At 61.0% G+C, this 25901-nt stretch carries 27 protein-coding genes; 14 read left to right on the top strand and 13 right to left on the bottom strand.

All coding sequences use genetic code 11. The features are described 5' to 3' along the window. The first annotated feature begins 199 nt into the window (after positions 1–199). Complete coding sequence (locus E5K00_RS06670) at positions 200–712, top strand: hypothetical protein (RefSeq protein ID WP_135462459.1); 513 nt, start codon at positions 200–202, stop codon at positions 710–712. A 181-nt stretch (positions 713–893) separates the two neighbouring features. Here the strand turns inward: E5K00_RS06670 and gldC are convergent, their stop codons facing one another. Then, entirely contained in the window at positions 894–1232 is a 339-nt protein-coding gene (gldC, locus tag E5K00_RS06675; RefSeq protein ID WP_135462460.1) for a gliding motility protein GldC, read from the bottom strand. A 95-nt stretch (positions 1233–1327) separates the two neighbouring features. Beyond that, on the bottom strand, positions 1328–2452 hold the full coding sequence (dnaN, locus tag E5K00_RS06680; RefSeq protein WP_135462461.1) for a DNA polymerase III subunit beta: 1125 nt from the start codon (positions 2450–2452) through the stop codon (positions 1328–1330). A 225-nt stretch (positions 2453–2677) separates the two neighbouring features. Between dnaN and E5K00_RS06685 the strand changes: the two genes are divergently transcribed. The 3 genes from E5K00_RS06685 to E5K00_RS06695 all read left to right on the top strand — a co-directional run bounded on the left by E5K00_RS06685 (position 2678) and on the right by E5K00_RS06695 (position 4287). After that, positions 2678–3121 (top strand): BLUF domain-containing protein, encoded by a 444-nt coding sequence (locus E5K00_RS06685; protein WP_135462462.1) that lies wholly within the window; start codon positions 2678–2680, stop codon positions 3119–3121. Positions 3122–3244: 123 nt separating this feature from the next. Next, on the top strand, positions 3245–3805 hold the full coding sequence (locus tag E5K00_RS06690) for a helix-turn-helix domain-containing protein (RefSeq protein WP_135462463.1): 561 nt from the start codon (positions 3245–3247) through the stop codon (positions 3803–3805). Positions 3806–3813: 8 nt separating this feature from the next. Next, positions 3814–4287 carry an SMI1/KNR4 family protein gene (locus E5K00_RS06695; RefSeq protein ID WP_135462464.1) on the top strand — a complete coding sequence of 158 codons (474 nt, stop codon included), beginning with the start codon at positions 3814–3816 and terminating at the stop codon, positions 4285–4287. Positions 4288–4388: 101 nt separating this feature from the next. On the opposite strand, the gene gldG is transcribed toward E5K00_RS06695, so the two are convergent. The 4 genes from gldG to E5K00_RS06715 all read right to left on the bottom strand — a co-directional run bounded on the left by gldG (position 4389) and on the right by E5K00_RS06715 (position 8838). Beyond that, on the bottom strand, positions 4389–6098 hold the full coding sequence (gene gldG, locus E5K00_RS06700) for a gliding motility-associated ABC transporter substrate-binding protein GldG (RefSeq protein WP_135462465.1): 1710 nt from the start codon (positions 6096–6098) through the stop codon (positions 4389–4391). A gap of 167 nt (positions 6099–6265) precedes the next feature. Beyond that, a complete protein-coding gene (gldF, locus tag E5K00_RS06705; RefSeq protein WP_135462466.1) occupies positions 6266–6991 on the bottom strand; it encodes a gliding motility-associated ABC transporter permease subunit GldF in 726 nt (241 codons plus the stop codon). 152 nt (positions 6992–7143) lie between these two features. After that, positions 7144–8052, bottom strand: a complete 909-nt coding sequence (gldA, locus tag E5K00_RS06710; protein ID WP_135462467.1) for a gliding motility-associated ABC transporter ATP-binding subunit GldA — start codon at positions 8050–8052, stop codon at positions 7144–7146. A gap of 90 nt (positions 8053–8142) precedes the next feature. Next, positions 8143–8838, bottom strand: coding sequence for an SDR family oxidoreductase (locus E5K00_RS06715; protein WP_135462468.1), 696 nt, complete (start codon positions 8836–8838; stop codon positions 8143–8145). Positions 8839–8913: 75 nt separating this feature from the next. Between E5K00_RS06715 and E5K00_RS06720 the strand changes: the two genes are divergently transcribed. Then, positions 8914–9630 carry a head GIN domain-containing protein gene (locus E5K00_RS06720; RefSeq protein WP_167856775.1) on the top strand — a complete coding sequence of 239 codons (717 nt, stop codon included), beginning with the start codon at positions 8914–8916 and terminating at the stop codon, positions 9628–9630. A 9-nt stretch (positions 9631–9639) separates the two neighbouring features. Then, on the top strand, positions 9640–10101 hold the full coding sequence (locus tag E5K00_RS06725; protein WP_135462470.1) for a hypothetical protein: 462 nt from the start codon (positions 9640–9642) through the stop codon (positions 10099–10101). Here the strand turns inward: E5K00_RS06725 and E5K00_RS06730 are convergent. Next, positions 10058–10771, bottom strand: coding sequence for an SDR family oxidoreductase (locus tag E5K00_RS06730; protein WP_135462471.1), 714 nt, complete (start codon positions 10769–10771; stop codon positions 10058–10060). The genes E5K00_RS06725 and E5K00_RS06730 overlap by 44 nt on opposite strands. 113 nt (positions 10772–10884) lie before the next feature. Here E5K00_RS06730 and E5K00_RS06735 point away from each other — a divergent pair, with 113 nt between their 5' ends. Together E5K00_RS06735 and E5K00_RS06740 are read left to right on the top strand one after the other, a co-directional pair. After that, the gene (locus tag E5K00_RS06735; RefSeq protein ID WP_135462472.1) at positions 10885–11616 is read left to right on the top strand and encodes an MlaE family ABC transporter permease; all 732 of its coding nucleotides are present in this window, start codon (positions 10885–10887) and stop codon (positions 11614–11616) included. A 106-nt stretch (positions 11617–11722) separates the two neighbouring features. Then, on the top strand, positions 11723–12532 hold the full coding sequence (locus E5K00_RS06740; RefSeq protein ID WP_135462473.1) for an ABC transporter ATP-binding protein: 810 nt from the start codon (positions 11723–11725) through the stop codon (positions 12530–12532). Between the two features lie 82 nt (positions 12533–12614). Here E5K00_RS06740 and E5K00_RS06745 read toward each other — a convergent pair whose 3' ends face one another. From E5K00_RS06745 to E5K00_RS06760, 4 genes are all read right to left on the bottom strand, one after another. Beyond that, positions 12615–13160: a YfiT family bacillithiol transferase gene (locus E5K00_RS06745; protein WP_135462474.1), complete on the bottom strand. Its 546-nt coding sequence runs from the start codon at positions 13158–13160 to the stop codon at positions 12615–12617. 150 nt (positions 13161–13310) lie between these two features. Continuing rightward, positions 13311–13934: a bifunctional nuclease family protein gene (locus E5K00_RS06750; protein WP_135462475.1), complete on the bottom strand. Its 624-nt coding sequence runs from the start codon at positions 13932–13934 to the stop codon at positions 13311–13313. Positions 13935–14033: 99 nt separating this feature from the next. After that, positions 14034–15011: an electron transfer flavoprotein subunit alpha/FixB family protein gene (locus tag E5K00_RS06755; RefSeq protein WP_135462476.1), complete on the bottom strand. Its 978-nt coding sequence runs from the start codon at positions 15009–15011 to the stop codon at positions 14034–14036. Between the two features lie 98 nt (positions 15012–15109). Next, positions 15110–15850, bottom strand: a complete 741-nt coding sequence (locus E5K00_RS06760; protein ID WP_135462477.1) for an electron transfer flavoprotein subunit beta/FixA family protein — start codon at positions 15848–15850, stop codon at positions 15110–15112. Positions 15851–15928: 78 nt separating this feature from the next. On the opposite strand from E5K00_RS06760, the gene E5K00_RS06765 reads away from it, so the two are divergent. The 3 genes from E5K00_RS06765 to E5K00_RS06775 all read left to right on the top strand — a co-directional run bounded on the left by E5K00_RS06765 (position 15929) and on the right by E5K00_RS06775 (position 17858). Continuing rightward, positions 15929–16267: a tetratricopeptide repeat protein gene (locus tag E5K00_RS06765; protein WP_135462478.1), complete on the top strand. Its 339-nt coding sequence runs from the start codon at positions 15929–15931 to the stop codon at positions 16265–16267. 284 nt (positions 16268–16551) lie between these two features. After that, positions 16552–17391, top strand: coding sequence for a transporter (locus E5K00_RS06770; protein ID WP_135462479.1), 840 nt, complete (start codon positions 16552–16554; stop codon positions 17389–17391). Between the two features lie 137 nt (positions 17392–17528). Next, entirely contained in the window at positions 17529–17858 is a 330-nt protein-coding gene (locus tag E5K00_RS06775) for a hypothetical protein (RefSeq protein ID WP_135462480.1), read from the top strand. A 122-nt stretch (positions 17859–17980) separates the two neighbouring features. On the opposite strand, the gene E5K00_RS06780 is transcribed toward E5K00_RS06775, so the two are convergent. Beyond that, positions 17981–19327 carry a M20/M25/M40 family metallo-hydrolase gene (locus E5K00_RS06780; RefSeq protein ID WP_167856776.1) on the bottom strand — a complete coding sequence of 449 codons (1347 nt, stop codon included), beginning with the start codon at positions 19325–19327 and terminating at the stop codon, positions 17981–17983. A 94-nt stretch (positions 19328–19421) separates the two neighbouring features. Between E5K00_RS06780 and E5K00_RS06785 the strand changes: the two genes are divergently transcribed. Continuing rightward, complete coding sequence (locus E5K00_RS06785; RefSeq protein ID WP_135462482.1) at positions 19422–19889, top strand: META domain-containing protein; 468 nt, start codon at positions 19422–19424, stop codon at positions 19887–19889. A gap of 75 nt (positions 19890–19964) precedes the next feature. Here the strand turns inward: E5K00_RS06785 and E5K00_RS06790 are convergent, their stop codons facing one another. Continuing rightward, complete coding sequence (locus E5K00_RS06790; protein WP_135462483.1) at positions 19965–23414, bottom strand: pyruvate carboxylase; 3450 nt, start codon at positions 23412–23414, stop codon at positions 19965–19967. A 211-nt stretch (positions 23415–23625) separates the two neighbouring features. Here E5K00_RS06790 and E5K00_RS06795 point away from each other — a divergent pair, with 211 nt between their 5' ends. Together E5K00_RS06795 and E5K00_RS06800 are read left to right on the top strand one after the other, a co-directional pair. Further along, complete coding sequence (locus tag E5K00_RS06795; RefSeq protein WP_135462484.1) at positions 23626–24342, top strand: SDR family NAD(P)-dependent oxidoreductase; 717 nt, start codon at positions 23626–23628, stop codon at positions 24340–24342. 157 nt (positions 24343–24499) lie between these two features. Next, positions 24500–25822, top strand: a complete 1323-nt coding sequence (locus tag E5K00_RS06800; protein WP_135462485.1) for a cryptochrome/photolyase family protein — start codon at positions 24500–24502, stop codon at positions 25820–25822. Positions 25823–25901: the final 79 nt, after the last annotated feature.

Here is a 25901-nt window from a genome sequence, read left to right on the forward strand (position 1 = left end):
CTTGCTTACGCCAACCGGCAACGGGTCGTCCGCCCGCGTGTTTCGCCGCGTCCCGCTGCCCCGGCTTTCCCCTTTAGCAGATTAGCCCGAACTCCCTGGCATAGTTTTTCGTTAGTAAATGACACCTGCCGGGGGCTGAGGCTTCTTTGCTTTAGCTGTTGGCAGTTCTCCAACGTGTCAAACTAAATGCTTCTATACCATGAGAAATCACCTTGCTACCGCCGCGCTGTTTCTAGCCGCCACGCTGGGCGCGCAGGCTCAGCAGAAGCCTACTACCGTGCAGCCCCAGGATAAAACCAAGCCCACGCCCCGCCTGAACCCGGTGCAGGAGCGCGCCAAGCGCCTCTCCGACCAGATGGCCCGCGACCTGCGGCTGAACGGCTACCAGGCGACCCGCCTGCGGGCCATCAACGAGGACAAAGTAGCCAAGATGGCCGCCATTGAGCAGAAAAACGCCGGCAACCCCCGCCTCATTGATGAGCAGTGCGGGGCTGTGTGCCGGGAGCGGGACCAGGAGCTGCGCGGAGTGCTGAGCAACAACCAATACAGCGCCTACTACGACTCCCGCGAAGATTTCTACAAGTACGACAAGGACTACGCCAAGCAAACCAATGCCGTATTCGTGAAGTCGGTGCAAAACCCGCTGCCCGCCAGCAGCCGCGGTACCACCATCGGCCCGGCCCGCACGTCTTCGGCCGAAGCCGGCCGTTAGATTTTGCTGGCTCCCAGGTATAGAAAAAGCCCCACCGGACAAATCCGGTGGGGCTTTTCTTGTTTTTGTCTGAACAATGTAGAGACGCATAATTGCGTCTAATCGTTGGGCAATAACCGGTAGGACAAACAACGATTGAGACGCAAGGTTGCGTCTCTACGTCGCTCTACGTCGCCATATCCTAGCGCTGCTCCGACTCCTGCTTGTTCAGGTAGTCAGTCAGCTCGCGGCAGAGGCTGCGCATCTTGGTGGCCATTTCCGTGTCGTTGGTGGCCGTAATCAGGCTTTCGGCCATGGCGCCCATCGTGTCCACGTAGAAGCGCTTCATCTCGTCGACGGGCATTTCCTTGGTCCAGAGGTCGATTTTCATCGTGCCCCGCTCGTCCCGGTCCCAGAGGGCAATGTTGATGGCCTTGGCAAAGTGAATATCGGGACCCGCGTCGGTGGCCGTCCAGCTGATGGCCTCGGGCACTTTCTGGTCGTCGAGGGCAATGCTGAAGCGGATTTCGGATTTTTTCATTGTTGGTTGGTACTTGTTGATTGCTGATTGTTGGGAGTTAATTGTTGGATCGTTCAACGAACAACAATCAACTCCCAACAATCAGCAATTAACCATTAAACGTAGTTGTTCAGCATCACGGGCATCACCAGCATCAGGATGCTTTCGTTGTCGTCGGCGACGGTGGGCATGAGCAGGCCGGCGCGGTTGGGCGTGCTCAGCTCCAGGGTGATTTCCTCGGAGTCGATGTTGGAGAGCATCTCGGCCAGGAAGCGGGCGTTGAAGCCGATTTCCATGTCCTCACCCTCGTACTGGCAGGCCAGGCGCTCGTTGGCTTCGTTGCTGAAGTCGAGGTCTTCGGCCGAAATGGTCAGCTCGGAACCGGCCAGGCGCAGGCGCACCTGGTGGGTGGTCTTGTTCGAGTAGATCATGATGCGCTTCACCGAGTTGAGGAACTCGGCGCGGCTGATGATGAGCTTGTTGGGGTTGCTCACCGGAATTACGTTTTCGTAATCGGGGTAGCGCTCATCAATCAGGCGGCACACGAGGCGCATCTGGTTGAAGCTGAAGAAGGCATTGGAATTGTTGAACTCGACGCGCACGGTAGTTGCCTCGGAGGGCAGGGCACCTTTCAGTAGATTAAAGGCCTTGCGCGGAATAATCAGGTTGGCCGTCTGGCCCGCGCCCACGTCGGAGCGGCGGTAGCGCAAGAGGCGGTGGCCGTCGGTGGCCACGAAGGTCACCTGGGCATCGGCCAGCTGCACCAGGATACCGGTCATGGCTGGGCGCAGTTCGTCGGTGCTGACGGCGAAGATGGTTTTGTTGATGGCGCGCGACAACGACGAGGAGGGAATCTCAATCGGCGAGGAGCCTTTCACCACCGGCACGCGGGGGAAGTCGGTGGCGTTTTCGCCGGCCAGCTTGTAGCGGCCATTGGCCGAGGCAATTTCGATGGTATAGGTTTCCTCGTCCAGGGTGAAGGTCACGGGCTGGTCGGGCAGGTTCTTGAGGGTATCGAGCAGGATGCGGGCCGGGGCGGCAATGCGGCCACTCTCGCGGGCTTCCACGGGCAGCTCGGTAATCATGCTGGTCTCCAGGTCGGAGGCGGTAATCGTCAGCTTGCCATCTTCGATTTCAAAGAGAAAGTTCTCCAGAATCGGCACTACGGGGTTGTTGGTCACCACGCCGTTGATGCTCTGCAGCTGCTTGAGCAAGGCGGAAGACGATACGATAAACTTCATATAGGCGGGGTTGGCTGGCGTTTTTTGGAAGAGGACAAAGATAGGAAACCCAAGCGGGGTTTTCTAGCGCCCGGGTGGGCGGGTTTGGGGGCAATATAGCGACTCGGGGCCCCGTCCGGTCGGGTTTGGGGCTGGGCTTCGCGCATTTAATTCAAGCTCGGCCATTGCACGCCTGCCGGAAAGGATTTTATTTACTTGCATTAAGCCTATTTGTAGTTGCATCGCATGCGTGTTACCCCTCTCTACCACTTAGTGTATCAGAGTACCGCCACGGCTCCGTTCAGCGACGCCGAGCTGCAGGCCCTGCTGGTGCAGTCGCGCGCCTGGAACCACGGCCACGCCCTGACCGGCGTGCTCCTCTACGGCGAGGGCAGCATTATGCAGGTGCTGGAGGGCCCCCAGCACGAGGTCGAGTACATTTTCGGCCGCATCGAGCAGGACCCGCGCCATTACGACGTAACCAAGCTGGCCGACGGCCCCATTGCCCGGCGCAATTTTTCGCAGTGGAGCATGGGCTTTACGGCGGTGCGGCCCGAGGACTTCACCTATCTGACGGGCTACTTGGACCCGGCCGCCCCCTCCTACCCGGCGTCCATCGTGCAGACTGAGTCGGGCTCCCTGCACGAGCTGCTGGCCGCCTTCGTCACCGACCAGCGGATTCGGTATTAGGGCCGCAAGCAAAATTGAGTTGGGAAAAATAAACTAGCACTTAAGGGGGTACACTTTTAGGTGTAACAGTTTAAATTGTTACACCTAAAAGTGTACCCCCTTGCATTCCTAACGCTACTCACTATGGCTGATGAAATCCGACAAAAGCTAGGGCTGACGCAGGAGCTGATGAGTAGCTGGCTGGGAGTGTCCCGGGTGCGGGTGGCGCAGGCCGAAAGTGGACAACGCTCGTTGCCGCTGGGCCGGGCAGTGCAACTGGTCCGGCTCACCTTGGCTACGCTGGGGCTGGTGTATGACCCGGCCGGCAACCGCCCCGCCCCTCCACCGCTGCCGGCCCCTGCCCCCGACCCGGAGCCGTTGCAGTCCCGCCTGGCTCACTGTGCGCACCACGCCGGCCGCCTGCGCTACGAGTTGGAACAGCTACGGCTGAAAGCCGCTCCCTATGAAGCCCGCCTCGCGGCCTTACCCGCCCTGCGCGCCTATACCGGCCCGGTAAAGGACGCGGCCCGCGAGGCCAACTGGTTGGCCCTGCTGGAAGTAGAAGCCGAAACCGCCCTGCTCTACGACTGCGGCGCGGGCCCGCAGAAGCTGCTGGAGGCGCGCATTGCGGGGCTAGAGCGGGAGGCCGAGGTGCTGCGGGAGCTGTTGGAGAAGACAGCAGCTAATACCCCTGTCAGCAATTAGTAGACAACATGGATGCCTTACACTCTTTGGCTACCGCCTGGCAAGCTGAGCCGGCCACGCAGACGGTGACTGTAGCTACCACGGAGGCGGTAGTAGCTTTTCAGCAAGCCGCCGGCTTGTTGTTGCCGGCAGATATGACCCAGTACTTCCTGACGGTCAACGGGTCGAATGACCAGTACGACGCGAATTTCTTTGCCTTCTACACGCTGGCAAATCTCACAAGCATCCAAAGCAAATTCGCGGACTACCACGGCGTGCCCAAGTATAGTGACTTGCTGTACACCTTCGACCAGTGCGGCACCTGCTACGTCTTCGCCGACTTCATGATTTCACTCACGGCCTATGCTATTCAGCTCCACCCTGAACCTTCCCCTACCAACACCGTCTACGTGGTATGCGGTGGCGTATACAAAGCCATAGCCAGCTCCTTTTCCGAGTTCCTGGAGCTTTACGTAGCTGACTCGGATAAACTGTATTTGTGAGACTTCAAGGGCCTATCAGTAATAGCGCGAATTGTGTAGTGCACGTGCCAGAACGACTCTAACGGCGCGGGCCACGCGAACTACACAGTTCGCGCTACTGTCTAAAACGACGCGTAGCGGCGCTTGCGGCGCCAGGCCCGCACGGCCCCGAACAGGCCCAGCAGCACCAGCGGGGCCACCAGGTTCAGCAGCTGCCAGCGGCTTTTCTGCTCAATGATCTTGAGCTTGTCGAGGGGGCGCAGGGTGATTTGCTTGCCGCGCACCGAAATCAGGCCGCTTTCGTCGAGCATATAGTCTACGGCGTTGAGGACAAGCTCGCGGTTGGCGAATTCGGTGTTGGCGAGGCGGTCGAAGCCCAGGCGGTAGGGGTTGCCGGTTTTGGGGTCCAGCTCGGAGCGGATAAAGTCGCCGTCGGAGATGACCAGCACTTTCGCGGGCTTGGCATTGGGCGAGGTGGCGGGCTGAAAGGTGCTGGTGCCGGGCTCGGCGCGGTTGGCGTAGAGCGAGGGGAACCGGCCCTCGAGCAGATAGCCCACGGGCTTGAAGCTTTCCTTATAAAGCTTCTGGTTGGGCTCCAGGCGGGCATCGTTGAAGTTGATGGGCACGGGCGCGGGCAGCACGCGGGTGTAGCGCGAGGTAAATAGCAAGGGCGTTTTGCGGATGCCCATGGCCTTCACCGTATCGATGGTGCTGACGAACTTGGTGTACACCGCGTCGAGGTTGCGGGTGATGGGGTGCTTGCTGAAGTTGTTGATCAGCGGGTAAAACTGCCAGGGCATGGGCTCCACCTTGGGTTTGTCGCCCTCGGTGCCGGTTACCAGCGGAATGACGCCCGAGTTGAGGTCGAGCAGCAAATCGGGGTTGACGCGCACGCCGTATTTGAAGAGCTGGTCTTCCAGGTTGAGCTGCAACGGGAAGGAGAGCATGCCGCCACGGTTGGCGCTGTCCAGGTTCACGCGCATGGCATCCACGAAGAACAGCGCGTTGCCGCCCTGGGTGATGAACTGGTCGAGCTTAAACTTCTCGGGCTCGGTGTAGGCCGTGGCGGGCTTGGCCACGATGATGGCACTGAGCGTGCGCAAATCCTGGGGCCGGGTTTTGCGCAAATCCACCCGGAACACGTCGTAGTACTGCTGCAAGGAGCCGATGATGTCGCCAGCTTCGGCGTTGCTCAACTCCCCGTGGCCTTCGAGCACGCCAATGCGCTTACGCTGCCCGGGGTTAAGCTTGCGCACGGCACTGGCCAGCTCGTATTCCAGGCCCTCGATGCTTTGGTTGAGGCGCACGTCGGAGGGGGCGGCCTGGTTGCCGCGCAGCAGCAGCACCTGCTCTTCCTTGCCGCCGGCCGCTACCGTGGCCCAGGGAAAGATGATTTTCTCGACCCGCTTGCCGTTCTCATTGGCCCCGAGGTTGGTGGGCCGCAGGCCTTTTTTCAGCAGGGAGGCGTAGTACTCGTTGCGGGCCTTTTCGGTGCCGGCCGCCGAGGGGTCGACGAAGACGTAGTGCAGGTTCGCGCCGCCGTAGACCTGCATTTCGTTCAGGGTTTCACGCACGGCCTGTTGCAGGCGGCGGAAACCGGGCGGAAAGTCGCCATCGAGGTACACGGTCACCGTCACGGGCTGCTTGAGGGTTGAAAGCAGCGTCTTGGTGGCCGGGGCCATGGTGTAGCGCTTTTCCTGGGTCAGGTCGAGGCGGAAAAAGAGCCGCTGGCCCAAGAAGTTGAGCAGCAGCAGCGCCCCGACTACTAGTCCGAAGCGGAGCAGGTCGCGGCGGCGGCGGGCTTGTGGCAGCGTGGTAGGTTGTTCGGGCATGTTCTTGCGTGGACCCCACCCCAACCCCTCCCCTCCGGGAGAGGGGCTCTAGTTCTAAATTCTAGAAGCTAGATCAGTAGGAGCGGAAATGACTTGAATCAGAAGCTAGGCTATGAAGGAATCTATGGCTAGAGCCCCTCTCCCGGAGGGGAGGGGTTGGGGTGGGGTTACCAGTTGCGGCTTTGCAGCACGAGGCGGGTAGCCACGAGCAGGCCGGCAATCAGGCTGAGGAAGTAGGTCAGGTCGCGGGAGTCGATGAGGCCCTTGCTGATGTCGCGGTAATGAGCCGCAATGCCGAGTTGGCTGATGTAGTAGGCCGGGGCACCGTCGAAGACCGAAGCCAGGGAATCGAAGCCCGAATACACCAGAAAGCAGCCGACGACGGCCACCAGGAAGGCAATGATCTGGTCCCGGGTAATGGCCGAGGCGAAGATGCCGATGGCCGCAAACACGGCCGCCAGCAAGGCCAGCCCGAGGTAGGAACCCACCGTGGCGGCCGAGTCGATGTTGCCGGCAGGGTTGCCGAGCTGGTACACCGAGTAGTAATACAGCAGCGTGGGCACCAGGGCCAGCAGGGCCAGCAGCAGGCAGGCCAGGTACTTGCCGCCGATAATCTGCCCGTCGGTGAGCGGGCGGGTGAGCAGCAACTCGATGGTACCGGCCTTTTTCTCCTCGGCGAATGTGCGCATGGTAATGGCCGGAATCAGGAACAGGAAGATCCAGGGGGCCATGTTGAACAGTGTCTGCAAGTCAGCGTAGCCGTAGTCCAGCACCGAGCTGTCCGGGAACACCCACACGAACAGACCGGTAGCCACTAGGAACACCCCGATGACCACGTAGGCGACTGGTGAGCTGAGGAAGGCGTTGAATTCTTTGCGAAGGATGGCAAACATCGGGGGATGTGCTGGTTAGGAGATTTAATCGGTGGTCATTCCGAGCGGAGCGAAGCGCAGCCGAGGAATCTCGCGTGCAATGGTAATTATATGGCATTACAACGTCAGCACGCGAGATTCCTCGGCTGCGCTCGGAATGACGTTCTTTTCAATCATTTCGTCAACGACTGAAACACCTGTTCCAAGGACTGCTCTTCCTGGCGCAGGCCGAGCAATATCCAATCCTGCTGGGCGGCCAGGCGGGAAATAGCCCCGCGCATGTCCGCGCCGCCCGCCGCCCGGATCCGGTAGCGGTTACCGGCTTCGGCTTCCACGTCCAGAATGCCGGGCAAAGCGCGCAGCGGCGCTACGTCGATGGGCTGCTCGAATTCGGCGCGGATGATGGTTTCACCCGCCGCCTTGGCGCCCAGGTCGGCCACGGGCGAGTCGGCCACGAGCTGGCCCCGGTTGATGATAACCACCCGGCTGCACAGGGCCGTGACTTCGGGCAGAATGTGGGTACTGAAAATGACGGTCTTGTCCTGGCCCAGCTCCCGGATCAGGGTGCGGATTTCGCCAATCTGGTTGGGGTCGAGGCCGGTGGTGGGCTCGTCCAGGATCAGCACGCCGGGGTCGTGAATCAGGGCCTGGGCCAGGCCCACGCGCTGCCGGTAGCCTTTCGACAGGGCCCCGATGAGCTTGTTCTGCTCCCGGCCCAGGCCCACGCGGTCCACCATCTGCTGCACCCGGGCGCGGCGCGACTGGCCCTTGAGGCCGTGTACCGAGCCGATGAATTCGAGGTACTCGTGCACGTACATATCCAGGTAGAGCGGGTTGTGCTCGGGCAAATAGCCCACCCGGCGGCGCACTTCCAGCGGGTCGGTCTGCACGTCGTAGCCCTCCAGCTTCACGGTGCCGTGGCTGGGCGGCAGATAGCCCGTGGCAATCTTCATCGTGGTGGACTTGCCCGCCCCGTTGGGCCCCAGAAAGCCCAGGATTTCGCCCTTGCCCACGGAAAACGAAATGTCATTCACCGCGGCCTGGGTCCCGAAGATTTTGCTGAGCTGTTGTACTTCAACCATTTCTGTGGTAGTGCTTGGTACTTGGTGCCTGGTGCTTGGTGCCTGGTGCTTCGTTGAACGAACTAAGCACTAAGCACTAAGCACCAAGCACTATTTTTTCGGCTGCAAGGGGCGCATTTCAATGTCCACGAGGTGGAAGTTGAAGGGCGTTTCCAGGGCGTAGATGATCGTGTCGGCAATGTCCCGGGGCTGCATCATCGAGGCGTTGGCCTCGGTGCCGGGAATGTCGTCGAAAAAGTTGGTTTCGGTGGAGCCGGGGTACAGGCACGTCACCTTGATACCGTCGTTGCGCACCTCCTTATACAACGACTGCGAAAAGCCTCGCACGGCAAACTTAGTGGCGCAGTAGCCGGCCATCTTCTCGATGCCCGTCGTGCCTGCAATGGAGCTGATGTTGATGATGTGGCCTTCCTGCTGCTGTTTCATCTGGGGCAATACGGCCTTGGTGCAGTAGAACAGGCCGTGCACGTTGGTGTCGAACATCAGCTTCCAGTCGTCGGACGAAAACCCGTCGACCTCCCCCGCTATGCCCAGCCCGGCATTATTGACCAGCACGTGGATTTCGGCGCCCAGCTCCCGGCGGGTGTTCACGTAGGCTTCCTGCACGGCTCCTTCGTCGCGCACGTCGCACTCGAAAAACTGGAACCGTTCGTGTTGTAGGCCCTCGGGCGCGGTGCGGCCCCAGCCGGCCACGATGGCGCCCTTGGTCAGCAGGGCTTCGGCCGTAGCCCGGCCAATTCCTTTGCTGACGCCCGTCAGAATGGCTATCTTGCCCGTCAGGTTCATAGTGAAGAGATGTTTCGAAGTACCATTTGGCCGCAAGTTAAGCGCCCCTCGCGGGTTTTTCGTGTTTACGCCGGATTGGCCGCCACGGCGGCCCTACTGGCGGGCTGCGGCAAGGGCCACGAGCTGGACTGCCTCAAAAGCACGGGCGACGTAGAGTCGGAGCGGCGCGAGCTGGCGGCCTTCCAGACGGTAATAGCCTACGACAACGTGGACGTAACGTTGGTGCAGAGCGCGCAAACCTACGCCGAGGTGCGGGCCGGCGAAAACCTGCTGGAAGACATTGAGCTGACCGTGGAACACGGGCAGCTGACCATCCGCAACACCAGCCGCTGCAACTGGATGCGAACCTACGACACGCCCCGCGAAGTAACCCTGTACCTGCCCCGCCTGCGCGACGTGTTTTTGCGGGGCCAGGGCAACGTGCGCACCGCCGGCACGTTCCGCACCGACAGTCTCTTCTGCCACCTCGTCGGGGCCGGCGACTACGACCTGGACCTCAGCAGCAAGTACGTGAACCTGGACATGTACGAGCTGGGCGACATCAACCTGCGGGGTCAAACCAACGTGTTCACCCTGCTTGTAGGAGGCAATGGCAGCCTCCGCGCCAGCGGCCTGCAAGCCCAGCAGTGCTACTTCCGCTTCAACCACGACAGCAACGGCAACGCCTACGTGCAGGCCCGCGACTTTCTGGGCGGCACCAACGCCGGCACCGGCACGCTCTACTACGCCGGCAACCCGCCCCAAACCGACATTCGCGTGACCGGTAAAGGCCAAGTGGTGCAGCAGAAGTGAATCAGCCTTATGAGTTCAACGTTGGCCGCTACCCTGCTCGGGCAGTTTCTGCCCCTCATTCTGCTCCTAATAGTGGCCTGGAAAGGTACGCTGCGGCGCAGTCCCCGGTACTTGCTGCCCGTGCTGCTGGCCGGGGCGGGCCTGGTCATCGGGCTGCTGTTCAGACTGCAGCACTGGGAAGGAGCCGTGGGTATTTTGCTGGGCAGCGCCACCGTGCTGCTGGGCTGCTACGGCGCCTTGTTTGCCCGTAAGCCCACCAAAACCCGCCTCGATTGGCTGAAGCTGGCGCTGGTGGCCGCTTTGGGCAGCTGGGGCATCGCCCTAGCCTTCGCCGGCCCCAACGTAGTGCGCGGGTTCAGCAGCCTGCTCACGGTGGCGCTGTGGGCCGTCGTGCTCGATTTCGGCTACGTTACGTTTCTCCGGCGACCTACAAATCCCCCAGCTGCGGCCGGATCAGCAGCTCCTCGATAACCGCTTGAGGCGACAGGGAGTAGGCTCCGAATACGGCTTCGGCCACGTCTTCGGCCTTGATAAACCGCTCGGCCGGCAAATCGACGCCCTCCCAACTGGCCGTGAGCGTGGCGCCGGGCAAAACGGCCGTCACGCGCAGGTTGTGCTCTTTCAGCTCCTCGCGCAGTCCTTTGCTCATGCCGTAGAGCGCGAATTTGGCAATGCTGTAGGAGCCGCCATTGGGGTAAGCCATGATGCTGGCCGTGGAGCACATATTGAAAATATGGCCCGTGCGGCGCGCAATCATGCCCGGCAGCAGAGCCCGGGTCACGTCGTAGGCGCTGTACAGGTTCACGTCGATCATCTGGCGCAGCTGCGAGCCGTCGGCGGGCTCGTCCTGCAAGCGGCCGGGAACAAAGGCGCCGGTGTTGTTGACCAGCACCTCGACCGGCACGCCCAGGCTCAGCACAAATTCGGTGAAGCGGCGCGTTTCCTCGGCCTGGCTTAGGTCGGCGGCCAGCGTGTGCACCGGCACGCCGGGAACTTCCTGGCGCAGAGCGGTTGTGAGAGCGGCTAGGTCCTGGGCCGAGCGGGCGCAGGTGATGATGCCGAAGCCCGCCTGAGCGAAGCGCCGCCCGATAGCCCGGCCAATTCCTTTCGTACCACCCGTGACAACGATATATTTTTGCATTCCTTTGATTAGCGTTTTGGTTTTTACGTATGGTAGGCAAGCTCCGCGCTGGGCGCTGTTTCGTGCTACCTACGGCGCAAGTTTGGGCTTTTATCCTTTCTGCTTCTCTTTTTATGGTTAAAACCTTCGGTGAGTTTCTACTCTTCATGCAAAGCATGCTGGTTCGGAAGGAGCGTTTGGGCGTGTTGTGGCAACGCATGCTGGATGAGGCCATTCTCATCGGCATCGACTCCGTCTTTATCGTCTCCATCGTTTCGGCCTTTATCGGGGCCGTTACCTGCGTCCAGATTGCCTACAACCTGGTCAACCCCCTGATTCCGAAGTCAACCATCGGCTTCATGGTGCGCGAGATGACGATTCTGGAGCTGGCCCCCACCATTACCAGCATCGTGCTGGCGGGCAAGGTCGGCAGCAGCATTGCCGGCGGCCTGGGCACCATGCGCATCACCGAGCAGGTCGATGCCCTGGAAGTAATGGGCATCAACTCGGCTTCCTACCTGGTACTGCCCAAAATCGTGGCGGCCATGCTGATGTTTCCCCTGCTGGTTATTCTGGCGATGGTGCTCTCCATCATGGGCGGCTACCTGGCCGGCACGCTGTCGGGCGCCATGTCGGCCCAGGAGTACGTGGAAGGCATCCGCACCGATTTTGTGCCCTACAACATCGTTTTCGCCCTGATTAAGTCGGTGGTCTTCGCCTTTCTGGTATCGGCCATTTCCGCCTACAAAGGCTACTACACCAAAGGGGGCGCCCTGGAAGTAGGCGCGGCCAGCACCGGGGCCGTTACCAATTCCATTATTGCCATCCTGCTGGCCGACTACGTACTGGCCGCCGTCCTTTTGTAATGTGCTAATGGTTAATGTGCTCATGTGCTAAATCAACTTGCTTGGTTGATACGACAGCGGCACATCATCAGCACATTCAAACACATTAGCAAATCAGCACATTAGCATGATTGAAGTTCATAACGTTCAGAAAGCCTTCAACGGCAACCCCGTGTTGAAAGGCATTACCTGCACTTTCGAGACGGGCAAGTGTAACCTGCTGCTCGGGGGCTCGGGCACGGGCAAAAGCGTGCTGCTGCAGTGCATCGTGGGCCTGATGAAACCCGACCTGGGCAGCATCACCTTCGACGGGCTGGTATTCACCAACAACAAGGTGGACATCAAGCAGGAAATCCGCCGCAAAATCGGGATGCTGTTTCAGGGCGGCGCGCTATTCGACTCGATGACGGTGTTCGAAAACACGGAGTTTCCGCTGAAGATGCTCACGCCCGAAATGAGCAAGGAAGAGCGGCGCGACCGGGTCGAGTTCTGCCTCAAGCGCGTGGGCCTGGAAAACGCCGGCACCAAAATGCCCTCCGAAATATCGGGCGGCATGAAGAAGCGCGTGGGCATTGCCCGCGCCATTGCGCCCAACTGCACCTACCTGTTCTGCGACGAGCCCAACTCCGGCCTCGACCCGGCCACCAGCATCAAGATTGACGAGCTGATCTACGAAATCACCCACGAGTACGGCATCACCACCGTCGTCATCACCCACGACATGAACTCGGTGGTCGAAATCGGGGACCATATCATCTTCCTGCACAAGGGCCAGAAGCTCTGGGACGGCAACAAGGACGAAATCCTGAACACCACCGTGCCCGAGCTCAAGGAGTTCATCTTCAGCAGCAGCCTGGTGCGGGCCGCCAAGAAGGTGGACGAAGAAACCGAAGGCGGCCTGGCCGCCGCCACTTCCGACGAGGCCATCAACATCTAAGCCGGATCCGTTTCAACAAAAAAGCCCCGCCGACTGCAGTCGGCGGGGCTTTTTTCATGTGTACTGGCAGTTGGTGCCAAACTTAAAACCCCGCGCGGCGGCGCAGCTCCGTGATGTGCGCCAGGTGGTGCTGCCCGTGCCAGGCATACATCGTCAGCGCCTGATCCAGGGTAAAGCTGCGCTGGGAGCCGGGATGGTAGAACGTGCGCAGCCACTGTGCCTCCGTCAGCTGCCGCAGCAAAATCGTCCAGCGGATGTGCAACGACTCCAGCAGCGCCAACGACACGGCCACTGGGGTGGCTTGCACGTCGGGTAGCTCGGCCCAGGCCTGCTCGTCGTAGGGGCAAATGGTGGGGTTGTCCTCCGTCAGGGCCAGGCGCATGCGGGTGTAGGCGTTCAGGTGGGAGTCGGGCAGGTGGTGCAGCACCTGGCGCACCGTCCAGCCGCCCGGCCGGTAAGGCGTGTCGAGCTGCTGGGGCGTGAGGCCCGTTGCGGCGGCCCGTACCTGGTCGGGCAACACGGCAATTCTAGCAATCAGAGCCAGGCGCTGCCCCTGGCTGAGCGGCTCCTCGGGCAACACGGCGGGCCCAATCGGGTAACGTAGATCGGGGGCGGCAGTCGTATCCATGATAAGCGGTTTGGTTGAGGGCCGCAAGGTACTAAAAGCCGCCTGGCCGGGTGCCCCTCCCCTGCCCGCCTACCCGCTCACTCTCTTTCGGGCCAAAAAAAACGGCTCCCCTGGTACAGGAGAGCCGTGTTCTGGGTGGCGTAAAACGCCTTAGCCGTTGCGCTTGTTGAGTTCGTCGCGGATTTTGGCGGCCTTTTCGTAATCCTCATTGGCCAGGGCCTGATTCAGCATTTTGCTCAGCTCCTCCAGCGACACCTGGCCGCTGGGGTCCCGGGGCGTGGGCTCGGGCTTGGGGCTGCCCGTGCTGTCGTCATCCTCGTCCTCGTCATCCTCGTCGGCGTCGTCGTCGGTGTTTTCATCCAGGTCGCTCAGGATGATGCCGGCTTCGCTCAGCACGCTTTCCACCGTGAAAATCGGCACCCCGAAACGCAGGCCAATGGCAATGGCGTCGCTGGGGCGGGCATCCAGCTCGAAGGTCGTAGCCCCGTCGGTGCAGACGATCTTGGAGTAGAACACGCCTTCCTTCAGGTCAGAAATCAGTACTTCCAGCACGGCCACGTGCACGTGCTCGGCAAACGACTTGAACAAATCGTGCGTGAGCGGCCGATTCGGGTTGATTTTCTCAATCTGGATGGCAATACTTTGCGCCTCGAACATGCCGATGATGATGGGCAAGCGCCGGTTGCCGGTTTTCTCGCCCAGAATCAGGGCAAAGGAGCCGGACTGTGACTGGCTGGACGAGAGGCCCAGAATTTCGAGCTGTATTTTTTTCAAGGGTTCTAGGAGCTTAGGGTCTTGGGAGCTTGGGGTCTTGGACGCGTCAGAAAGGCAAAGCTAGGCTTTCTCGTTTCTGAAACCCAAGACCCCAAGACCCTAATTCAATTCCTTAACGGCCTGGGTGAGTTTGGGCAGTACTTCGAAAACGTCGCCTACGATGCCATAATCAGCAGCCTTGAAGAACGGTGCCTCCGGATCTTTGTTGATTACGACAATCACTTTCGAGGAGTTCACCCCCGCCAGGTGCTGGATGGCCCCCGAAATACCGCAGGCAATATACAGGTTTGGCGAAACCGTGATACCCGTCTGACCCACGTGCTCGTGGTGAGGGCGCCAGTCGACGTCCGACACGGGCTTGGAGCAGGCCGTAGCCGCGCCCAGAGCCTTAGCCAGGTCCTCAATCAGGTGCCAGTTCTCCGGGCCTTTCATGCCGCGGCCACCCGATACCACGCGGTCAGCCTCGGGCAGCAGCACGCCGCCGGCCTGATCCTGCATTACCACCTGCTTGGGCGCGTCGGCGAAGTCAGCGTCCGAGAGGCTGGCCGAGAACGACTCCACCGTGGCGGTTTTGCCGGCCTCGTGCAGGGCCTCAATCGAGTTTTTCTTGACGGCCAGAATCTTCCGGTCGCCGCTGAGCACTACGTCGGCAAAGGCTTTGCCCGAGAAGGCGCCGCGCTTCACCGTGAAGGAGCCACCGTCGTTTTTGGGCAGCTCGACTACGTTGGTGGCCAGGCTGGCCTTCAGGCGCACCGACAGGCGCGAGCCCACGGCGGCGCCAATGTTGGAGTTGGCCAGCACGATTACCTGGGCACTTTCCTTTTCGGCGGCGGCGGCAATGAGCTTGGTGTAGGCACCATTTACGAAATCCTTCAGGCGGGGCTCAGCGTCGTAGAGCACCTTGCTGATGCCCTGCTCCCCGAGCTTAGCCAGATTGGCTTCGGTAGCCTCGCCCACGGCCACGGCCGTAGCCGTGGTGCCGAGCATCTGGGCTACCTGGCTCCCGTAGGAAGCCACTTCCAACGACGATTTTTTAACCTCGCCGCCATCACATTCAACTACTACTAGAACGGACATTTCATGGGAATTATGAATTATGAATGTTGAATTATGAATATCCGAGTTAGCACGTTTGCCAATTCAGAATTCAGAATTCAGAATTCAGAATTCTGTTTCTAGATTACTTTGGCTTCGTTGCGGAGCAGCTTGATCAGCTCCCCGGCCGACTCGGCGGGAATGAGCTTCACGCCCTGCTTCTTGGGGGGCAGCGCGTACTCGGCCACCGAGGTGCGGGCACCTTCGCCCACGGGCTCTACCACTTTCAGCGGCTTGGTGCGGGCCGTCATGATGCCGCGCATGTTTGGGATGCGGGGCTCGCACATGGGCTGCTGGCAGGAAGCCACGAAAGGCGTATTCACCTCCACGATTTCCTTGCCGCCCTCGATTTCGCGCTCCAGCGTGGCGGTGTTGGCGCTCATATCGAGCTTCATGGCCGGGGCCACGGTCGGGATGCCGAGCATTTCGCCCACCATGCCGTGCACCTGGAAGCCATTGTAGTCGATGCTTTCCTTGCCCATCAGAATCACGTCATAGGCGCCTTCTTTGGCAATGGCGGCAATCTGCTCGGCCACGAAGTAGGCATCCTTGGGCGCGGCGTTGACGCGGATAGCGTCGTCGGCGCCGATGGCCAGGGCTTTGCGAATATTGGGCTCGGTGTCGGCTTCGCCAACGTTGAGGACGGTTACGGTGCCGCTGCCCTGGGCTTCTTTGAGCTCAATGGCGCGGGTCAGGGCGTATTCGTCCCAAGGGTTAATCACGAACTGCACCCCGGCCTTGTTGAACTCCTTGTTATCGGGCGTGAAGGTGATTTTGGTGGTCGTGTCGGGAACGTTGCTGATGCAAACGAGAAACTTCATCTACGGCTGCTTGTGGATGGGAGATAAACTACGGGAAAGCCCCTAATTTCGGGCGAAGATACAGAAAACTCCCTCCCGATGGACACTACGCCGACCCGCTTGCAGCAGCTGCTGACCTTTTACAACGAAGACCCGAACGACCCGTTCATCATCTACGCCCTGGCCACTGAGTATCGGACGACGGAGCCCCAACGGGCTATGGAGTATTACCAGACGCTGCTGGATGAGCACCCGGACTACGTGGGTACGTACTACCACGCAGGCAAGATGCTGGAGCAATTACAAAATCCGGAAGAAGCGGAAAAGGTTTACCGCCGGGGCTTGCAGGTAAGCCGCAAAGCCGGGCAGATGCACGCGGCCAGTGAAATCCAGCAGGCGCTGAACTCGCTGCTCGGCCTCGATTACGAAGACGAGTAAGCCGCGCGGGCTACGGCCGCGCGGTTTGCTAAAGTCAGGGAACGGTGGTGGGCATAGCAGAACGGGCAAAAGTGAACCTTGAACAGGATTACGGCCGGCAGCGGCTCGTCGGGCAGCGGAAAGCCCGCCCGACGAGCCGTTTTCGTTTCGCAAAATACGCTGCATGCCGAGTATTATTCAAGCTAAATGGGAAATAAATTGTAACCTGTAAAGAGGAATTGCGTTTTAACGAGGCTTTTGCACTCCGGTCCGAACTATAACCCGGCCCGGGGTGTCAGACAGCCATGCGTAAGACCACTCTGCTGACTACTGCCGCGCTACTGCTCGGCAGCGCGGCCCGCACCCTGGCTCAGACCACTGACCCCAACGATGGGAACGAAAACACGCCGTTCGTGCGCAATATTCGCCCCGACCGGCCCGGCCAAACCATCACCACCAGCATGCTCAACCCCGGCCAGTTTCAGCTGGATATGGGAGTCAGCAACCAGCCTGATGCTTTCAGTCCGGGCAGCGCCGCCAACCGGGCCCTGACGACCGGCCTGCTGCGCGTGGGCTTCTTTAACAACATTGAGCTGCGGGCTTCGCAGAGCTACCTGCCGGCCGTCGCGACGCTGGCCGCGGGGGAAACCGGCGCCGCCGCCGCCCCCTCGGGCCTCACCCCACTGACGCTGGGCGCCAAGTTCCTGGCTTCGACCAACCCTAATGCCCGCTCCCAGGTGGTGGTGCTGGCCGAAATGACCCTGCGCAACGGCGACAAATCCTTTCAGACCAAAGCCTACGAGCCGGCCGCCCGCCTGCTGGTGTCGCAGCAGCTGGGGGAGCGGTTTGGCCTGGAAGCCAACTTTGGCTTCCGGCAGCGCGGCTTCAAGGCGGCCGATACGAAGCTGGGCACCTACCTGGGCACGCTGGCCCTGAATGGGCCGCTGGGCAATTCCTTCGGCTTTTTTGCCGAAACCTACGCCACCTGGCAACAGCAGTCGAAGCTGGCCCCGGGCGTTACGTCGGGGCTGTACTGGCGGCCGTGGCCAGGCCTGCGGCTCGACGTTACGGCGGGCCGGACTTTCTCCGGGGCGCTCAGCGGCTCCACGGTGGGCGGCGGCTTAAGCATTCGGCTGCCCCGCTAGATTCCGGCTACTTTTTTTCGGACCCAAAGGACTTTCGATGCCGGCTCAGGCGGCGCGAAATTCTTTGGGTTTATTTTTTGGTACTAATAAAAGATTTATTTATACTTGGTTTATACAACCATCTAGTACACTTCCTTATGAAAAACTACTACAGCTTCGCTTGTGCCTTCTTTTTAGTAGTCGGTTCTGCTTCCGTTGCACAGGCTCAATCGGCCATGACGGTACAGTACCGCCCCAACAGCGGCCTCAGCGACCCGGAATTACCTGACCCGCGCTACGCGGCTGCCATCGAGGTCGGGGAGCTAAAAGAGCAGGTCCAGGCCCTGACCGACGCCTACAGCCGCCTGGTGCAGGAGCACAATCTGCTGACCGACCGGATGCAGGCCCTGGAGCGGCTGGTTCGGACGGTGGGGCCGCCCCCACCCCGCGCGTTACCCAATTCTACCCTGTCCATTCGCAAGCTATAGCCCCGGCATATCCGGCACTTCCTTCTATCCTACTGTTAGCGTTATCCGCTACTAAAAAAGCCCGGCTCACCTTGCGTGAACCGGGCTTTTGGCTTTCCCGCCGGGGCCGGCGAAGCCAGGGCTTACGGGCGCTGGCCGGCTACTTCGGCACTGATACGGGTGGGCGTTTGCTGGCCCGACACGATGCCGGCGGCACTGCGCGCAATGGCATTGATAACAGCCGTCATGTTGGGCAGATCCAAGCTTTCAATCTCATCGTCGACGGTGTGGTAGCGCTTGTCGGTCGGAATCTGGTCGGTGCTGATGGTGTGGGCCGGCACGCCGAGCTTGGCCAGCGTGGCGTTGTCGGAGCGGTAAAACAGGTTTTGCTCGGGGTATGGGTCGGGCTCGAAGCGAAACGGCGTGCCGGTGAGGTTGCGCTGCAGCAGCTTGCCGAAGTCCGACTTGTCGAAGCCGGTGATGAAGGCCGTGTTGGGGCCAAACTTCGCCTGCTTGCCAATCATTTCAATGTTGAACATGGCCACGATCTGCTGGGCGTTCAACTGCCGGGAAAAGTACTGGGAGCCGAAGCCGCCCAGCTCCTCGGCGGTGAAAGCCACGAAGATGAGCGGGCGGGCGTTGTCGTTGCGCTTTTTGAAGTATTCGGCCAGGGCTACCACGGCCGTCGTGCCGCTGGCGTCGTCGTCGGCCCCGTTGGCTATCTTGTCGCCGTTCAGCGGCTCCAGCAGGCCCAGGTGGTCGTAGTGGGCGGAGAAAACCACCTTTTCCTCGGTTCGGGCTTTGTCCTGGCCGGGCAGCACCGCCACCACGTTGCGAATCTCAACAGGGCGCACGGTCGTGTTGGCCGCCACCCGAAACTTGATGCCCGCGTTGGGCGTGGTCGTCACGACGGCTACGCAGGAATAAGGACCGGGCTTTTCGGGCTGCAAGCGGCCTTTCTTGGTATAGTTGACCAGCTTTTGGAAAGCATCGGCGTGGGCCGGGTCCAGGATGATGAGCAGGTTTTCGGTAGGCTCCAGAATCTGGCGGTAAATCTGGGCGGGCAGGGCTTGCGGGCCGATGACCATTACCCGGGCAGCCGGATCGTCCTCACTGGTCCAGTTGATCTGGGGTTGGCCCGACACCAGCAGGGCCTTGTCCTGGGGAATATTCGTGCCGTTGATGGTTACATACAAGGCGGCCGTTTTGGTTTCGTACACCGGAAACACCTGCTCGTAGCCCGTAGCGCCGGGCAGCGTCTCCAGGCCCAGGCGCTGAAACTCGGCGGCCAGAAACTGCGCGGCTTTCAATCCTCCCGGCTGGGTTGAGGCCCGGCCTTCCATGTCATCAGCCGCCAGGGCCCGGGCCACCCGCTCGACCGTAGCCGATGATACGCTTGGCGCGGTAGTTGTCGCAGCGGCTTTTTTCTGGGCAAAGAGCGTAGAAGAAACCAGAAAGAGAAATGAGACGATGGGAGGGAATTTTTGCATAACGCAAATTAAGCCTTTTGCTTGCTCTTGAGTAAACTTCCGTGGGTTTTCGCGCATTTTTCAACCATTTCGTCGGCAATTAGCCTGTTTTCCTATGATCCGTTCGTTGTTTTCCGCCTGCAGCTTCCTGTTTCTGCTCTCAGCCTGCCAGTCGTCGATGCCGGCTGCCAGCACCAAAACCGCACCAACGACCACGCCCCCGGCCGAATTGCGCAACACGCGCTGGGTGCTGCGCCAGCTGGCCGGGCAGCCCGTGGCCACGCCGGCGGCGGGCGAGGCCTACGTGCTGCTGCGCAACGAGGAGCTGCGGGCCGAAGGCAACGGCGGATGCAACCGGTTCCGGGGCACCTTCGAGCAGCCGGCCAACGGGCAGCTGCGCTTCGGGGCCCTGCTTTCTACCCGCATGGCCTGCGCCGATGCCCAGGGCAACGCCACGGAAACCGGCTTTCTGGCCGCACTGACCAACACCCGCACCTATCAGATCAGCGGCGACACGCTGCGCCTGTACGCGGAGGCAACTACCACGCCGGCCGCGGTGCTGCACGCGGTGTATCTGCGGTAAAGTTCTGCGCCAACGCAGCACAAAAAAGGCCGGACTGTCGCGACAGTCCGGCCTTTTTTGTGCTGCTGGCTACTGCTACCCCAGCGTCAGCACCAGGTCGTCGGCGTTGACCAGGGTGCCTTCGGAAAGCTGCACGCCCTGCACGGTGGTGTCGTCGGGGGCGGTGATGGTGGTTTCCATCTTCATGGCCTCGATGATGAACAGCGGGGTATTGCGCTTGACCTGCTGCCCGCTTTCGACCAGCACCTTGGACAGCATGCCCTGCAAAGGGGCGCCCACCTGCCGGGGGTTGGCCTTGTCGATTTTCTGGTTGCGCACCGTCTTGACTTCCACCGACCGGTCGCGCACTTCCAGGTTGCGGGTCTGGCCGTTAAAGGAGAAGAACACCGTGCGGCAGCCGTCGTCGTTGACCTCGCCGATGGAGCGCAGCTTGACAATCACCGACTTGCCGCGGGCAATGTCGATGATGGTTTCCTCGCCGGGCTTGAGGCCGTAGAAAAACACGCGGGTCGGCACCAACGACACGTCGCCAAACTCCTGCAGGTGAGCCCAGTACTGCTCAAACACCTTCGGGTAAAGCAGATACGAAAGCAGGTCGGTGAACTTGCCGCCCGCGCCAAACTTGGCCTCGAAGGCCTTCATTTCCTTCTTGAAGTCGATGGGCTTGAGGTGCTCGTTGGGCCGGTCGGTGAAGGGCTTCTCGTCCTTGAGAATCACCTTTTGCAGCTCCCGGGGCCAGCCACCTTCGGGCTGCCCGATGTCGCCGCGGAACAGGCTCTGCACCGACTCGGGGAAGCTCAGCGTCTGGCCTTTTTCGAGCACGTCGCTGGTCGTCAGGTTGTTGGACACCATAAACAGGGCCATGTCGCCCACCACCTTTGACGACGGGGTCACCTTCACAATGTCGCCGAACAGCTCGTTTACGTCAGCAAAGGTCTTTTTCACCTGCTCGAACTTGTCGCCGAGGCCCAGCGCGGCAGCCTGGGGGCGCAGGTTGGAGTACTGCCCGCCGGGAATTTCGTGCTGGAATACTTCCGAGGTGCCGGCCTTCAGGCCCGACTCGAACGGGTAGTAGTACTCGCGCACGGTTTCCCAGTAGTTGGAGAAATCGTTGAGGCTGTCCTGGTCGAACTCGCGGTGCCGGGGCGTGCCGCGGAACATTTCCACCACCGAGTTGAAGTTCGGCTGGGACGTGAGGCCCGACAAGGAGCCCATAGCCACGTCGATGACGTCGACGCCGGCTTCCACGGCCTTGAGGTAGGTGGCGGGCTGCAACGACGAGGTGTCGTGGGTGTGCAGGTGAATCGGGATGCTGACCGTGTCGCGTAGGGCCGTAATAAGCTCGGTGGCCGCGTAGGGCTTGAGCAGGCCGGCCATGTCCTTGATGCAGAGGATGTGGGCCCCGGCGTCCTCAATCTGCTTGGCCAGACGCAGGTAGTAGTCGAGGGAGTATTTCTGGTTGCGCTTGGGGTCCAGAATGTCGCCGGTGTAGCAGATGGCGGCTTCGGCCAGGCCCTTGGTTTTCTTGCGCACGAAGTTGATGCAGGACTCCATGCCGGGCATCCAGTTCAGCGAGTCGAAGATGCGGAACACGTCGACGCCAGTTTCCCAGGCCTGCTGCACAAACCGCTCGGTGAGGTTGTCGGGATACGCCTTGTAGCCCACCCCGTTGGCCCCGCGGATCAGCATTTGCAGCAGAATGTTGGGCACGGCCTCCCGGATTTTAGCCAGCCGCTCCCAGGGGTCTTCGTGCAAAAAGCGCAGAGCCACGTCGAAGGTAGCCCCGCCCCATACTTCCATCGAAAACGTCTGGGGGTGCATTTTGGCGTAGCGCTCCGCCACCTTGAGCATGTCGAAGGTGCGCATGCGGGTGGCCAGCAGGCTCTGGTGGGCGTCGCGGAAGGTGGTGTCGGTGTAGTGCACCAAGGGGTCTTCGCGCAGCCACTTGGCAAAGCCCTCGGGGCCCAACTCGGTGAGCTTATCCTTGGTGCCGGGCTGGTAGGCCGCGTCGGGGTCGAACTTGGGCAAAACCGGCTTGCGCAGCTCCTTTTTCGGGTCCAGCAGGCCCTTCACGTCGGGGTTGCCGTTGACGATAATGTCGCCGACGAAGCCCAGAATCTTGGTGCCCCGGTCCTGGCGCACCTTGAACTTGAACAGCTCCTGGTGGTCCTTGATGAAGTCCACGTTGGCCTGCCCGCTGACGAAAGTCGGGTTGGCAATGATGTTTTGCAGGAACTGGATGTTGGTGCGCACCCCACGGATGCGGAATTCGTCCAGGGTCCGGGCCATCTTCGAGGCCGCGCCTTCCAGCGTGGGCGCGTGGGCCGAGACTTTCACCAGCAGCGAGTCGAAGAAGGGCGAAATCTTGGCCCCCTGGTACACCGAGCCCTGGTCCAAGCGGATGCCGAAGCCGCCGGCCGAGCGGTAGGCCACGATGGTGCCGTAGTCGGGCTTGAAGTCGTTTTCGGGGTCTTCGGTGGTAATGCGGCACTGAATGGCGTAGCCGTTTTTCATCGGCTTGCCGCCCACTTCCAGCCCGATTTCGGGGTCGGAGAGCCGGGCGCCGTCGGCAATGTAGATCTGGGTTTTAATCAGGTCGATGCCGGTAATCATTTCCGTCACGGTGTGCTCGACCTGGATGCGGGGGTTTACCTCGATAAAGTAAATCCGGTCCATTTCGGGATTCACCAGAAATTCGACGGTGCCCACGTTGTTGTAGTTCACGGCCCGGCCCAGGCGCAGCGCGTACTCATATAAGAGGTGGCGCATGTGGTCGGGCAGGTTCAGCGAGGGCGCTACTTCCACCACTTTCTGGTAGCGGCGCTGCACCGAGCAGTCGCGCTCGTAGAGGTGCACGATGTTGCCGTGGGTATCGGCCACGAGCTGCACTTCGATGTGCTTAGGGTTCTCAACGAACTTTTCCAGGAACACCGTGTCGTCGCCGAAGGCTTTCAGGGCCTCGTTGCGGGCCTCGAAGAAGCCCCGCTCCAGCTGCTCGTCGTCGCGGATGACGCGCATGCCCCGGCCGCCGCCGCCGCTGGCCGCTTTCAGCATCACCGGGTAGCCGATGCGGTTGGCTTCGCGCTGGGCCGTTTCGAAGTCGTTGAGGTCCTCAATGCTGCTTTCAATAATGGGCACCTGGCACTGCACGGCCACTTTTTTGGCGGCTACCTTGTCGCCGAGGGCTTCCATCACCTCGGGGCGGGGGCCGACGAAGATGATGCCTTCCTCGCCGCAGCGCCGGGCCAGCGTGGCATTTTCCGACAGGAAGCCGTAGCCGGGGTGAATGGCGTCGACGCCGTTGGCTTTGGCAATGCGCAAAATGCCTTCGATATCGAGGTAGGGCTTCAGCGGGTCATCGTCGCGGCCAATCTGGTAGGCTTCATCGGCTTTGTAGCGGTGCAGCGAGTAGCGGTCCTCGTAGGTGTAGAGGGCCACGGTGGGAATGCCCAGCTCGGTGGCGGCCCGTAAGACGCGGATGGCAATTTCGCCCCGGTTGGCGACCAGCAGTTTGCGGATGTTCATAGACTACGGTAGACGTGTTTGGCAGTGGAAAGAGCGTTGCGGACGGAAAGCTAGGAAAAAGGCAGGCAAACCCCAGAATTTTGCAGCGAATTTTTGCTAACTGCTGTTATTCGCAAACAAACATTCGTTATTTTCTGTCTGAAGGTTACAAGATATAAACCTTGGGCAGCCGGCTCAGTTGTCAAGGCACAACCTCGACAATTCCCTGTTCATGAACTTTTCGGAGAAGAATATCCTGCTCGTCGGCGCCTCATCGGGCATCGGTCTGGCCACGACTCAGCTGCTGCACGGCCTCGGGGCCAAGCTCTTTACCATCTCCCGCCACCTCTCCCCCGAATTGGCCGAGTTGGGCACGACTCATTTGGAGGCCGACGCCACCCAGCCCCTGCCGGCCGAATTGCTGGCCCAGCTGCCCGAGACCTTGCACGGCGTGGTGTACTGCCCCGGCAGCATCAAGCTGCGACCCTTTGAGCGGATTCCGCTCGACGACTTCCGCTCCGATTTCGAGCTGAACGTGCTGGGCGCGGTGCAGATCCTGCAGGCCACGATGAAGAAGCTCAAAAAGGCCGAAGGCGCGTCGGTGGTGCTCTTCAGCACCGTGGCGGCCACTACCGGCATGAGCTTCCATACCAGCATTGCCACGGCCAAAGCCGCCGTGGAGGGCCTCACCCGCGCCCTGGCCGCCGAGTACGCCGGCAGCAACGTCCGCGTCAACGCCATTGCCCCTTCCCTGACCAACACGTCCCTGGCCGCGCCCCTGCTCAACTCGCCCGAAAAGGCCGAAGCCGGGGCCAAGCGCCACCCGTTGCAGCGCATCGGGCAGCCCGAGGATCTGGCTTACATGGCTTCTTTCCTGCTATCCGACCACAGCGGCTTTATTACCGGGCAGGTGCTGCCCGTGGATGGCGGCATGGGCAGCTTGAAGTAGGGGCGCGTTGCACGCGCCCGGTCGTTGAACGACCGTTCAGCCCGTTTACCGGCTTGCTACAGGCAAGCTTGGCCAACGACAGCCTGGGCTTGCAGCCTAGTTCTAACCACTATGTTCTGACAAACAACGACCGGGCGCGTGCAACGCGCCCCTACACATGAAAAAAATTGTTCTGTTCTGGCACCGGCGCGACTTGCGGCAGCACGACAACGCGGGCCTGGCGGCGGCTTTGCAAAGCGGCTACCCGGTGGTACCGCTGTTTATCTACGACCGGGAAATCCTGGATTTGCTGCCCAGCCGCCGCGACGCCCGCGTGACCTTTATCTACGACGAGGTGGAGCGCCTGTCCCAGCAGACGGAGCAGGCCGGCGGCACGTTGCTGGCCTATTACGGCAAGCCGCTGGAAGTCTTTGCTCAGCTCGTGCGGCAGTACGAGGTGGCCGCCGTGTACACCAACGAGGACTACGAGCCCTACGCCGCCGTGCGCGACAAGGCCGTAGCAGAGTTGCTGCAACAGGCCGGGGCGGAGCTGCGGCTGTACAAGGACCAGGTCATTTTTGCCAAGAAGGAAATCCTGAGTAAGTCGGAGACGCCGCCCAAGGTATTCGGGGCCTACAGCAAGGCCTGGCTAGCCGCCCTGCGCGACGAGCACCTGCTGCCGTACCCTTCCCGGGAGCTATTTACCGCTGAAAATCTGGCCCAGCTGGCCGGCGCGGCGCCGCGGCCGACGCTGGAGCAGATGAACTTCGAACGATTTGAGCAGGAGGTGCCCGCCGCCGAGTTGCCGGCCGAGGAGCTGGTGCGCAACTACCACCTCACCCGCGACAAACCCGGCCTGGTAAACAGCAGCACGCGCCGCTCGGTGCATCTGCGCTTCGGCACGCTCAGCGTGCGGGAGCTGATGCAGCAGGCCCGGGCGCTGAACCCCAAGCTGCTGAACGAGCTGATCTGGCGGGACTTTTTCATGATGCTGCTCTGGCACTTTCCCGACATGGCCACTGAAAGCTACGACCCGCGCCTGCGCCGGGTGCCCTACCGCAACAACGAGGCGGAGTTCCGGGCCTGGTGCGAAGGCCGCACCGGCTATCCACTCGTGGATGCCGGCATGCGGGAGCTGAATCAAACCGGCTACCTGCCCAACCGGGCCCGGATTGCCGCCGCCGGCTTTCTGGTGAAGCACCTGCTCATCGACTGGCGCTGGGGTGACCGGTACTTTGCCGACAAGCTGCTCGACTACGACATGGCCCAGAACGTGGGCAACTGGCAGTGGATGGCCGGCACCGGAGCAGTGGCCGCGCCCTGGTTTCGGGTCTACAGTCCCCAGAGCCAGCAGGAGCAGTACGACCCCGCGTGGGCCTACGTGCGCCAGTGGATTCCCGAGTTTGGTACCAGCCAGTACGCCAAGCCCATTGTTGAGCATAAGTTTGCCCGGGAACGGGCCATCAGCACGTTTCGAGCGGCGTACCAGAACCAGGAATAGACTTTAGAATAAACAAGAACGTCATTCCGAGCTTGTCGAGGAATCTCGCGTGGCGTCGTCGAATCACTATTCAGACGTC

Origin of the sequence: Hymenobacter aquaticus (assembly GCF_004765605.1) — a bacterium.
GTDB classification, from domain to species: Bacteria; Bacteroidota; Bacteroidia; order Cytophagales; family Hymenobacteraceae; genus Hymenobacter; species Hymenobacter aquaticus.

What these genes read in the sequence shown, in the direction of transcription:
- E5K00_RS06670 (WP_135462459.1), top strand. Translation starts at nt 200, where the DNA reads ATGAGAAATCACCTTGCTACCGCCGCGCTGTTTCTAGCCGCCACGCTG.
- gldC (WP_135462460.1), bottom strand. Translation starts at nt 1,232, where the DNA reads ATGAAAAAATCCGAAATCCGCTTCAGCATTGCCCTCGACGACCAGAAA.
- dnaN (WP_135462461.1), bottom strand. Translation starts at nt 2,452, where the DNA reads ATGAAGTTTATCGTATCGTCTTCCGCCTTGCTCAAGCAGCTGCAGAGC.
- E5K00_RS06685 (WP_135462462.1), top strand. Translation starts at nt 2,678, where the DNA reads ATGCGTGTTACCCCTCTCTACCACTTAGTGTATCAGAGTACCGCCACG.
- E5K00_RS06690 (WP_135462463.1), top strand. Translation starts at nt 3,245, where the DNA reads ATGGCTGATGAAATCCGACAAAAGCTAGGGCTGACGCAGGAGCTGATG.
- E5K00_RS06695 (WP_135462464.1), top strand. Translation starts at nt 3,814, where the DNA reads ATGGATGCCTTACACTCTTTGGCTACCGCCTGGCAAGCTGAGCCGGCC.
- gldG (WP_135462465.1), bottom strand. Translation starts at nt 6,098, where the DNA reads ATGCCCGAACAACCTACCACGCTGCCACAAGCCCGCCGCCGCCGCGAC.
- gldF (WP_135462466.1), bottom strand. Translation starts at nt 6,991, where the DNA reads ATGTTTGCCATCCTTCGCAAAGAATTCAACGCCTTCCTCAGCTCACCA.
- gldA (WP_135462467.1), bottom strand. Translation starts at nt 8,052, where the DNA reads ATGGTTGAAGTACAACAGCTCAGCAAAATCTTCGGGACCCAGGCCGCG.
- E5K00_RS06715 (WP_135462468.1), bottom strand. Translation starts at nt 8,838, where the DNA reads ATGAACCTGACGGGCAAGATAGCCATTCTGACGGGCGTCAGCAAAGGA.
- E5K00_RS06725 (WP_135462470.1), top strand. Translation starts at nt 9,640, where the DNA reads ATGAGTTCAACGTTGGCCGCTACCCTGCTCGGGCAGTTTCTGCCCCTC.
- E5K00_RS06730 (WP_135462471.1), bottom strand. Translation starts at nt 10,771, where the DNA reads ATGCAAAAATATATCGTTGTCACGGGTGGTACGAAAGGAATTGGCCGG.
- E5K00_RS06735 (WP_135462472.1), top strand. Translation starts at nt 10,885, where the DNA reads ATGGTTAAAACCTTCGGTGAGTTTCTACTCTTCATGCAAAGCATGCTG.
- E5K00_RS06740 (WP_135462473.1), top strand. Translation starts at nt 11,723, where the DNA reads ATGATTGAAGTTCATAACGTTCAGAAAGCCTTCAACGGCAACCCCGTG.
- E5K00_RS06745 (WP_135462474.1), bottom strand. Translation starts at nt 13,160, where the DNA reads ATGGATACGACTGCCGCCCCCGATCTACGTTACCCGATTGGGCCCGCC.
- E5K00_RS06755 (WP_135462476.1), bottom strand. Translation starts at nt 15,011, where the DNA reads ATGTCCGTTCTAGTAGTAGTTGAATGTGATGGCGGCGAGGTTAAAAAA.
- E5K00_RS06760 (WP_135462477.1), bottom strand. Translation starts at nt 15,850, where the DNA reads ATGAAGTTTCTCGTTTGCATCAGCAACGTTCCCGACACGACCACCAAA.
- E5K00_RS06765 (WP_135462478.1), top strand. Translation starts at nt 15,929, where the DNA reads ATGGACACTACGCCGACCCGCTTGCAGCAGCTGCTGACCTTTTACAAC.
- E5K00_RS06770 (WP_135462479.1), top strand. Translation starts at nt 16,552, where the DNA reads ATGCGTAAGACCACTCTGCTGACTACTGCCGCGCTACTGCTCGGCAGC.
- E5K00_RS06775 (WP_135462480.1), top strand. Translation starts at nt 17,529, where the DNA reads ATGAAAAACTACTACAGCTTCGCTTGTGCCTTCTTTTTAGTAGTCGGT.
- E5K00_RS06780 (WP_167856776.1), bottom strand. Translation starts at nt 19,327, where the DNA reads ATGCAAAAATTCCCTCCCATCGTCTCATTTCTCTTTCTGGTTTCTTCT.
- E5K00_RS06785 (WP_135462482.1), top strand. Translation starts at nt 19,422, where the DNA reads ATGATCCGTTCGTTGTTTTCCGCCTGCAGCTTCCTGTTTCTGCTCTCA.
- E5K00_RS06790 (WP_135462483.1), bottom strand. Translation starts at nt 23,414, where the DNA reads ATGAACATCCGCAAACTGCTGGTCGCCAACCGGGGCGAAATTGCCATC.
- E5K00_RS06795 (WP_135462484.1), top strand. Translation starts at nt 23,626, where the DNA reads ATGAACTTTTCGGAGAAGAATATCCTGCTCGTCGGCGCCTCATCGGGC.
- E5K00_RS06800 (WP_135462485.1), top strand. Translation starts at nt 24,500, where the DNA reads ATGAAAAAAATTGTTCTGTTCTGGCACCGGCGCGACTTGCGGCAGCAC.